Source organism: Stenotrophomonas sp. ATs4 (genome assembly GCF_051861585.1).
GTDB classification, from domain to species: Bacteria; Pseudomonadota; Gammaproteobacteria; order Xanthomonadales; family Xanthomonadaceae; genus Stenotrophomonas; species Stenotrophomonas maltophilia_AS.
Genome location: NZ_JBLYPK010000010.1, coordinates 224,194 through 231,651, shown reverse-complemented (window position 1 = coordinate 231,651; position 7,458 = coordinate 224,194). Strand labels below are relative to the sequence as shown.

General features: G+C 65.8%; 9 protein-coding genes. 6 read left to right on the top strand and 3 right to left on the bottom strand.

Annotated elements, in window-relative coordinates:
* Positions 1-209: 209 nt before the first annotated feature.
* On the bottom strand, positions 210-749 hold the full coding sequence (locus ABR323_RS18225) for a Smr/MutS family protein (RefSeq protein WP_439450298.1): 540 nt from the start codon (positions 747-749) through the stop codon (positions 210-212).
* Positions 750-958: 209 nt separating this feature from the next.
* Here ABR323_RS18225 and surE point away from each other — a divergent pair, with 209 nt between their 5' ends.
* Genes surE through ABR323_RS18205 form a run of 4 tightly spaced genes read left to right on the top strand, consistent with a single transcriptional unit; the run spans position 959 to position 3,824 of the window.
* Entirely contained in the window at positions 959-1,738 is a 780-nt protein-coding gene (gene surE / locus ABR323_RS18220; RefSeq protein WP_010485979.1) for a 5'/3'-nucleotidase SurE, read from the top strand.
* The gene (locus ABR323_RS18215; protein WP_135273100.1) at positions 1,735-2,412 is read left to right on the top strand and encodes a protein-L-isoaspartate(D-aspartate) O-methyltransferase; all 678 of its coding nucleotides are present in this window, start codon (positions 1,735-1,737) and stop codon (positions 2,410-2,412) included. The genes surE and ABR323_RS18215 overlap by 4 nt, the downstream gene beginning before the upstream one ends.
* An 18-nt stretch (positions 2,413-2,430) precedes the next feature.
* The gene (locus ABR323_RS18210; protein ID WP_439450297.1) at positions 2,431-3,045 is read left to right on the top strand and encodes a YqaA family protein; all 615 of its coding nucleotides are present in this window, start codon (positions 2,431-2,433) and stop codon (positions 3,043-3,045) included.
* Positions 3,042-3,824 carry a peptidoglycan DD-metalloendopeptidase family protein gene (locus tag ABR323_RS18205; RefSeq protein WP_439450296.1) on the top strand — a complete coding sequence of 261 codons (783 nt, stop codon included), beginning with the start codon at positions 3,042-3,044 and terminating at the stop codon, positions 3,822-3,824. Before ABR323_RS18210 ends, ABR323_RS18205 begins: the two co-directional genes overlap by 4 nt.
* A gap of 137 nt (positions 3,825-3,961) precedes the next feature.
* On the opposite strand, the gene ABR323_RS18200 is transcribed toward ABR323_RS18205, so the two are convergent.
* Together ABR323_RS18200 and yhbY are read right to left on the bottom strand one after the other, a co-directional pair.
* Positions 3,962-4,336 (bottom strand): Mth938-like domain-containing protein, encoded by a 375-nt coding sequence (locus ABR323_RS18200; RefSeq protein ID WP_439450295.1) that lies wholly within the window; start codon positions 4,334-4,336, stop codon positions 3,962-3,964.
* Positions 4,337-4,349: 13 nt separating this feature from the next.
* Positions 4,350-4,655 (bottom strand): ribosome assembly RNA-binding protein YhbY, encoded by a 306-nt coding sequence (yhbY, locus tag ABR323_RS18195; protein ID WP_006431650.1) that lies wholly within the window; start codon positions 4,653-4,655, stop codon positions 4,350-4,352.
* Between the two features lie 65 nt (positions 4,656-4,720).
* Here yhbY and rlmE point away from each other — a divergent pair, with 65 nt between their 5' ends.
* Both rlmE and ftsH read left to right on the top strand, forming a co-directional pair.
* Positions 4,721-5,353, top strand: coding sequence for a 23S rRNA (uridine(2552)-2'-O)-methyltransferase RlmE (gene rlmE, locus ABR323_RS18190; protein ID WP_005409014.1), 633 nt, complete (start codon positions 4,721-4,723; stop codon positions 5,351-5,353).
* Positions 5,354-5,422: 69 nt separating this feature from the next.
* Entirely contained in the window at positions 5,423-7,357 is a 1,935-nt protein-coding gene (gene ftsH, locus ABR323_RS18185; RefSeq protein WP_167796794.1) for an ATP-dependent zinc metalloprotease FtsH, read from the top strand.
* Positions 7,358-7,458: the final 101 nt, after the last annotated feature.

Genomic DNA, 7,458 nt, shown 5'->3' with positions numbered 1-7,458 from the left:
CGCGTGGATGGGCCGTCAGTAGATCCACGCCACGCGTGGATGGGTCGTCAGTAGATCCACGCCATGCGTGGATGGGCCGTCAGTAGATCCACTCCACGCGTGGATGGGTCGTCAGTAGATCCACGCCACGCGTGGATGGGCCGTCAGTAGATCCACGCCACGCGTGGATGGGCCGTCAGTAGATCCACGCCACGCGTGGATGCGTTATCTCACCGACGCGCCAGCAGCACCAGCATCGCACCGGTACCGCCTTGCCCGGTCGGCGCCGAATGGAACGCCAGCACGTCGTTGCGCAGCCGCAGCAGGCGATCGACCAGGTTCTTCAGCACCGGCGCGCCGCCGTCGGACTGCAGGCCCTTGCCGTGGATGATGCGCACGCAGCCATATTCGTGTGCATGCGCCTCCAGCAGGAACTGGCGCAGCAGCGCCTCCGCCTGCGCCGCGGTTGCTCCATGCAGGTCCAGTTCGTCCTGTACCGAGTACTGGCCACGCTTGAGCCGCTGGAACACCCGCGGTGGCAGGTTGTCGCGTCGATAACTGGCCACGTCACCGGCTTCCAGCGGTGTACTGTCGCGCAGCAGCCGGGCGAACTCACCGGCGGCTTCAGCCTCGTCGCGCTCGGCCATGCGCGCGCGCGGTTTCGGTCGTGGCGCGGCGGGTGCCGGCTCGACTTCCTTGCGCAGCGGCGTCACTTCGCCGATCGCCGCACGGAACAATGCGGCCGGATCTTCATCTTCAGGGTGCGACATGCGCACAGGGTAAACCGCCGGCGTGAGCCTGCCTATGACGATTCGATGTCGGCTGTGACCGCCGGCAGGGTAGGACCGGCGGCTCGCATGCGGCACAATAGACGATGCCCTTGCAGGGTCGACGGCTTCCGCAGGGGAGCGCGACGGTCCCGCCCACACTGCACGGTGATGGAATCGAATTCTTGGAAAATCAAGCGCTTAAATCGAAGATGCGAATCCTGGTCAGCAATGACGACGGTGTCGACGCCGCAGGCATCCGGATGCTTGCCTCGGTCCTGCGCGAAGCCGGCCACGAAGTGACGGTGGTCGCACCCGACCGCGACCGTTCCGGCGCCAGCAATTCGCTGACCCTGGACCTGCCGATCCGCCTCAAGCGCATCGACCACTACACCGTCTCCGTAGCCGGCACACCGACCGATTGCGTGCATCTGGCGCTGACCGGCCTGCTTGAATTCGAACCCGACATTGTCGTGTCCGGCATCAACAATGCCGCCAACCTCGGCGACGACGTGATCTATTCCGGAACCGTCTCGGCGGCAATGGAAGGTCGCTTCCTCGGCCTGCCGGCGGTCGCGGTCTCGCTGGTCACACGCAACCACGATCCGAAGCACTTCGAGACCGCCGCGCGTGCCGCGGTGGAGATCGTCGCCCGGCTCAAGGCCGATCCGCTGCCCGCTGACACCATCCTCAACGTCAATGTGCCCGACCTGCCCTGGAGCGAGGTCAAGGGCTTCGAGGTCACCCGCCTCGGCAACCGCCACCGCGCCGAAGGCTGCATCGCGCAGAAGGACCCGCGCGGCAACGAGGTGTACTGGATCGGCCCGGCCGGTCGTGAGCAGGACTCCGGCCCCGGCACCGATTTCCATGCGGTGCGTACCGGCCACATCTCGATCACCCCGATCCAGGTCGACCTGACCCGCTACCAGGCGCTGGAGAAGGTTGCCAGCTGGGTTGGCGGCCTCAGCGCCGCGCTGGACCAGCCGGCATGAGCCCACGCCTGCGCCTGCAGCCGGAAGCTGTCGGTATCGGCATGACCTCGCAGCGCGTGCGTGACCGCCTGGTCGACCGCCTGCGCGAAGCGGGCATCGCCGACGAATCCACCTTGAATGCGATCCGGGTGGTTCCGCGCCATCTGTTCATCGATGAGGCGCTGGCCTCCCGTGCCTACGAAGACACCGCCCTGCCGATCGGCCATGGGCAGACCATCTCGCAGCCCTGGGTGGTCGCGCGGATGACCGAAGCGATCCTCCAGGTCTCGCCGAAACGGGTGCTGGAAGTGGGCACCGGTTCGGGTTACCAGGCCGCCATCCTCGGTGCGCTGGGGCTGGAGGTCTACACCGTCGAGCGCATCGGCGACCTGCTGCGGCAGGCGCGCAAGCGCTTTCGTGCGCTGGGCATGAACATCCGTACCAAGCATGATGACGGCCGCGTTGGCTGGGCCGAGCATGGTCCGTTCGATGCCATCGTGGTCACCGCAGCGGCGCCGGCGCTGGTCGATGCACTGATCGAACAGCTCGCCGAAGGCGGCCGACTGGTGGCCCCGGTGGGTGGCCCCAGTGCGCAGTCGCTGGTGCAGCTGGACCGCAAGGCCGACGGCAGCATCGAACAGCACGTGCTGGCGCCGGTCACCTTCGTGCCGCTGCTGTCTGGCATGCTGGACTAATCCACGGAGCAGGGTTGCATGAAGATTTTCGGGCCGCTGTACGAGCGGGCGATGAAGTGGGCGGCGCACGAACGCGCGCCGACCTACCTGACGGTACTGAGTTTTTTCGAGGCGATCATTTTTCCGGTGATGCCGGAAGTGATGCTGGCGCCGATGTGCGTGGCCCAACCCAAGCGTGGTTGGTGGTTCGCCACTCTCAGCCTGGCCGGTTCGATGGTCGGCGCGGTGATTGGCTACGCGCTGGGTCACTTCGCCTTCGAGGCAATCAAGCCGCTGTTCGAAGCGCTGGGCATGCTGCCAGCCATCGAGCAGGGCATCGCCACCGTGCAGGCCAAGATGGCCGAGTCGCCGTGGGCAGTGTTCACCTTCCTGGTGCTGGGTGGCTTCATGCCCATCCCGATGAAGGTCTTCACGTGGGCATCGGGTATCGTCGGCGTACCGATGCCGCAGTACCTGTTGAGCATGCTGATCGGTCGTGGCAAGCGCGTGTTCGTGCTGGCCGCGGTCATCCGTATCGGTGGTGCGCGTGCCGAAGCGGCGTTGCGCCGCTGGATTGAACCGCTGGGCTGGATCGCCACCGCGTTGGTGGTGGTGCTGATCGCCTGGCTTGTCTGGAGGTCGAAGTTCGCATGAATCCTGATCGTCTGAGCAAGGGAGTGCGCATCGGCGCGCTGGCGTTGCTGGTTTCCACCCTGGCCGCCTGCGGCACTGCTACCGTGGTCCGCCCGGGTGGCGCGACCAGTGGCGGCGTAAGTACGCCGAAGACCTCGGTGCCCAAGCCGGGGCAGACCGTAGTCGTGCGCAAGGGTGACACCATCTATGCGCTGGCCCGCATCCACGACATCACGCCGGCCGACCTGATTGCCTGGAACAGCCTGGACAACCCCTCGTCAATCCATCCGGGGCAGGTGATCCGCTTGTATCCGGCAGGTGCCAGCGGTGGTCGCGCACCGACCACGGTGGTGACTCCGCCGCGTTCCGGCGGCAGCAGCGCAGGCAGTACCGCGCCGACCACGGCGCCGGCCGGGCCGGTGAAGAGCAACATCGCCTGGCGCTGGCCGGCCGATGGTGCCGTCGTGGGCCGCTACGTGGCGGGCGACGCGACCAAGCAGGGCGTGGACATCGCGGGCACCAGCGGCCAGGCGGTCAAGGCCACTGCCAATGGCGTGGTGGTGTATTCCGGCGCCGGCCTGGTCGGCTACGGCGAGCTGATCATCATCAAGCACAGCGACCAGTGGCTGTCGGCCTACGGCCACAACCGCAAGCGCCTGGTGAATGAAGGCCAGAGCGTGAAGGCCGGTGAGCAGATCGCCGAGATGGGCCGTACCGGTGCGAACCGCGACATGGTCCACTTCGAGATTCGCTACAACGGCAAGCCGGTGGACCCGCAGCAGTACCTGCCGGCGCGCTAGCGCGGGCAGGTACGGTAGCGCCGGGCCATGCCCGGCGACTTTGCGCCGCGATGCGGCGTCGCCCGAGCACGGGCTCGGGCGCTACAGGCGGTGTGTGATCCAGGGTAGCGCCGGGCCATGCCCGGCGGCTCCAGCCCTCAACCTTCCAGAATGAAGGCGGCGGCAACCTTGCGGCCTTCGCCGGCAAGGATGTTGAAGGTGCGCGCGGCAGCCGGATTGTTCATTACTTCCAGGCCGATGCCTCGGGTCAGGCAGGCCGCCATCACCACCGCCGGCGGAAACACCTGGCGGTCACCGGTGCCCAGCACGATCAGCGCCGGGTTCAGTGCCAGGATCGGCTCCAGGTCGGCCAGCTGCAGCTCGCCGGCACGTGTCACCGGCCACTGCTCGACCAACTGGTCCGGGGTCAGGAAGAAGCTGCTGCCCAGCACCTGGTCGTTGACCTTGGCCGAGCGCCCGTCGGCAGCGCGCAGGCTGTAGGCGTAATCGGGCGGTTCGTGGTTCAGCTGCATGGCAGTAGGGCGATCAGCCGCGCGGAAGCACGATCTGGCGCTGTTCCTTGCTCGGGCGGTACAGCACGGCGACGTGGCCGATGCGCTGCACCAGCGCACTCTCGGTGGCGGCGACGATCTCACCGATCATCACGTCACGGGCGTCACGATCCTCAGCAGCGACCTTCACCTTGACCAGTTCGTGGCGCTCCAGCACTTCGTTCAGCTCAGCAATGAAGGCCGGGGTCACGCCCTTGCCGCCGGTCTGCAGCAGCGCCTTCAGGTCGTGGGCTTGGCCGCGCAGGAAACGGGTCTGGGAAGCGGTCAGGGCGATGGACATGCAGGAAAACACGGTTGAATGGGGCGATCAGGGTATCATGAGGACCCCATCAGCCCCTATTTTCAATGGCTACCCGCAGCAAAAGCAGCCAGCGCTGGCTCAAGGAACACTTCTCCGACCCCTTCGTGAAGAAGGCGCAGGCCGAAGGCATGCGCTCACGCGCCGCCTACAAGCTTGAAGAGCTGCTCGAACGTGACCGGCTGCTGAAGCCGCATATGGTCGTGGTCGACCTTGGCGCGGCCCCGGGCGGTTGGTCTCAGCAGGTGCGGAGACAGATCGGCGATACCGGCCGCGTGCTGGCCCTGGACATTCTGGACATGCCGCCGCTGGCTGGCGTGGAGTTCCTTCATGGTGACTTCAGGGAAGAAGCCGTTCTATCGCAGTTTGAAGCCATGCTCGGGGATCAGCCGGTAGACCTTGTGCTGTCGGACATGGCCCCCAATAAGAGTGGGGTAGGCGCGGTCGACCAGCCGCGGATGATGCACCTGGCGGAGCTGGCACTGGATTTTGCCGACAACCACCTGAAGACCGGTGGGGCATTCCTGATCAAGCTGTTCCAGGGTGAAGGCTTTGACGACTACGTGCGCGACATGCGCCGCCGGTACGACAAGGTCTCCATCCGCAAGCCGGAAGCGTCGCGCAAGCGCTCTCCCGAGGTGTATGCCTTGGGTCAGGGAAAACGCGCCCACATGAAGTAAGCTCGCAACGTACGCAAGTTCGACCCCAACGCAACGCCAGCACTAAGAGGAACACCGGAGCCAATGAGGATGAACGACTTGACCAAGAACCTCCTGCTATGGGTGGTCGTCGCCGTCGTGCTGATGGTGGTCTTCCAGAGCTTCTCGCCCAAGACTTCCGGGGCAGGGGCGCAGGGCGCGTCGTATTCGCAGTTCCTGGACCAGGTGGACACCGGCAACGTGCAGAAGGTCGCCTTCGGCGGTGACATGCGCGGCGGCACCAGCCAGCTCACCTACACCACCCGCGGTGGGCAGTCGGCCACCATCACCGCACCGTTCGATCGTGACCTGATCAACGTGCTGCGAACCAAAAACGTTGAAATCGTGCAGGAAGAGCCGTCCAGCGGCATCTCCCTCGGCGCGATCCTGATGAATTTCCTGCCGGTCATCCTGATCATCGGTTTCTGGTTGTTCATCATGCGCCAGATGCAGGGCGGTGGCGGCGGGGCCAAGGGCGCGATGTCCTTCGGCAAGTCGCGGGCCAAGCTGCAGGGCGAGGACCAGATCAAGGTCACATTCGCCGACGTCGCCGGTTGCGATGAAGCCAAGGAAGAAGTGGGCGAACTGGTCGACTTCCTGCGCGACCCGTCCAAGTTCACCAAGCTGGGCGGCAAGATTCCGCGCGGCGTGCTGATGGTGGGCCCGCCGGGTACCGGCAAGACGCTGCTGGCCAAGGCCATTGCCGGCGAAGCCAAGGTGCCGTTCTTCTCGATCTCCGGTTCGGATTTCGTGGAAATGTTCGTCGGCGTCGGCGCCAGCCGCGTACGCGACATGTTCGAGCAGGCCAAGAAGCATGCCCCGTGCATCATCTTCATCGACGAAATCGACGCCGTCGGTCGCCACCGTGGTGCCGGTCTGGGCGGCGGTCATGACGAGCGCGAGCAGACCCTGAATCAGCTGCTGGTCGAGATGGATGGTTTCGAGGGCGGCGAAGGCGTGATCGTCATCGCCGCAACCAACCGTCCGGACGTGCTGGACCCGGCGCTGCTGCGTCCGGGCCGTTTCGACCGCCAGGTCGTGGTCGGCCTGCCGGACGTGAAGGGCCGCGAGCACATCCTGAAGGTCCACATGCGCAAGCTGCCGCTGGCCGACGACGTCGAGCCGATGGTGATCGCGCGCGGTACTCCGGGCTTCTCCGGTGCCGACCTGGCCAACCTCTGCAACGAGGCGGCCCTGTTCGCCGCGCGTGGCAACGAGAAGGAAGTCCGCATGGACCACTTCGACCGTGCCCGCGACAAGATCCTGATGGGTGCCGAGCGTCGTTCGATGGCCATGAGCGAGGAGGAGAAGACCCTCACCGCCTATCACGAAGCCGGCCACGCCATCGTCGGCCGCCTGGTGCCCGAGCATGATCCGGTCTACAAGGTCACCATCATCCCGCGCGGCCGTGCGCTGGGTGTGACCATGTACCTGCCGGAAGGCGACAAGTACTCGATGAACCGCGTGGCGATCAAGTCGCAGCTGTGCTCGCTGTACGGTGGCCGCGTGGCGGAGGAGCTGATCTTCGGTGCCGACAAGGTCACCACTGGCGCCTCCAACGACATCGAACGCGCCACCAAGATGGCCCGCAACATGGTCACCAAGTGGGGCCTGTCCGACCAGCTCGGCCCGATCGCCTATGGCGAAGAGGATGACGAGGTGTTCCTGGGCCGTTCGGTTACCCAGCACAAGAGCGTGTCCAACGACACCGCGCGCCGCATCGACGAGGAAGTGCGCAATATCCTCGACGAAGCCTACGCACGCACCACCGAGCTGATGACCGCCAACCTGGACAAGCTGCACGCGATGTCCCAGCTGCTGCTGCAGTACGAGACCATCGACGCGCCGCAGATCGACGCCATCATGGAAGGCCGCGATCCGCCGCCGCCGATGGGCTGGAACAAGTCGAACAAGGACGGTGGCAACGACAAGGGTGGCGACGCCCGTCCGCTGCCGCCGATCGCCGGCCCGGCCGAGTCGCACTGACGGCCTGCTGCACGTGATACCAGACGAGGCCGGGGCAACCCGGCTTCGTCGTTTCTGGGCCGCCGGCCCATCCCGAAGAACCGATCTGACGCTGGAGCCTG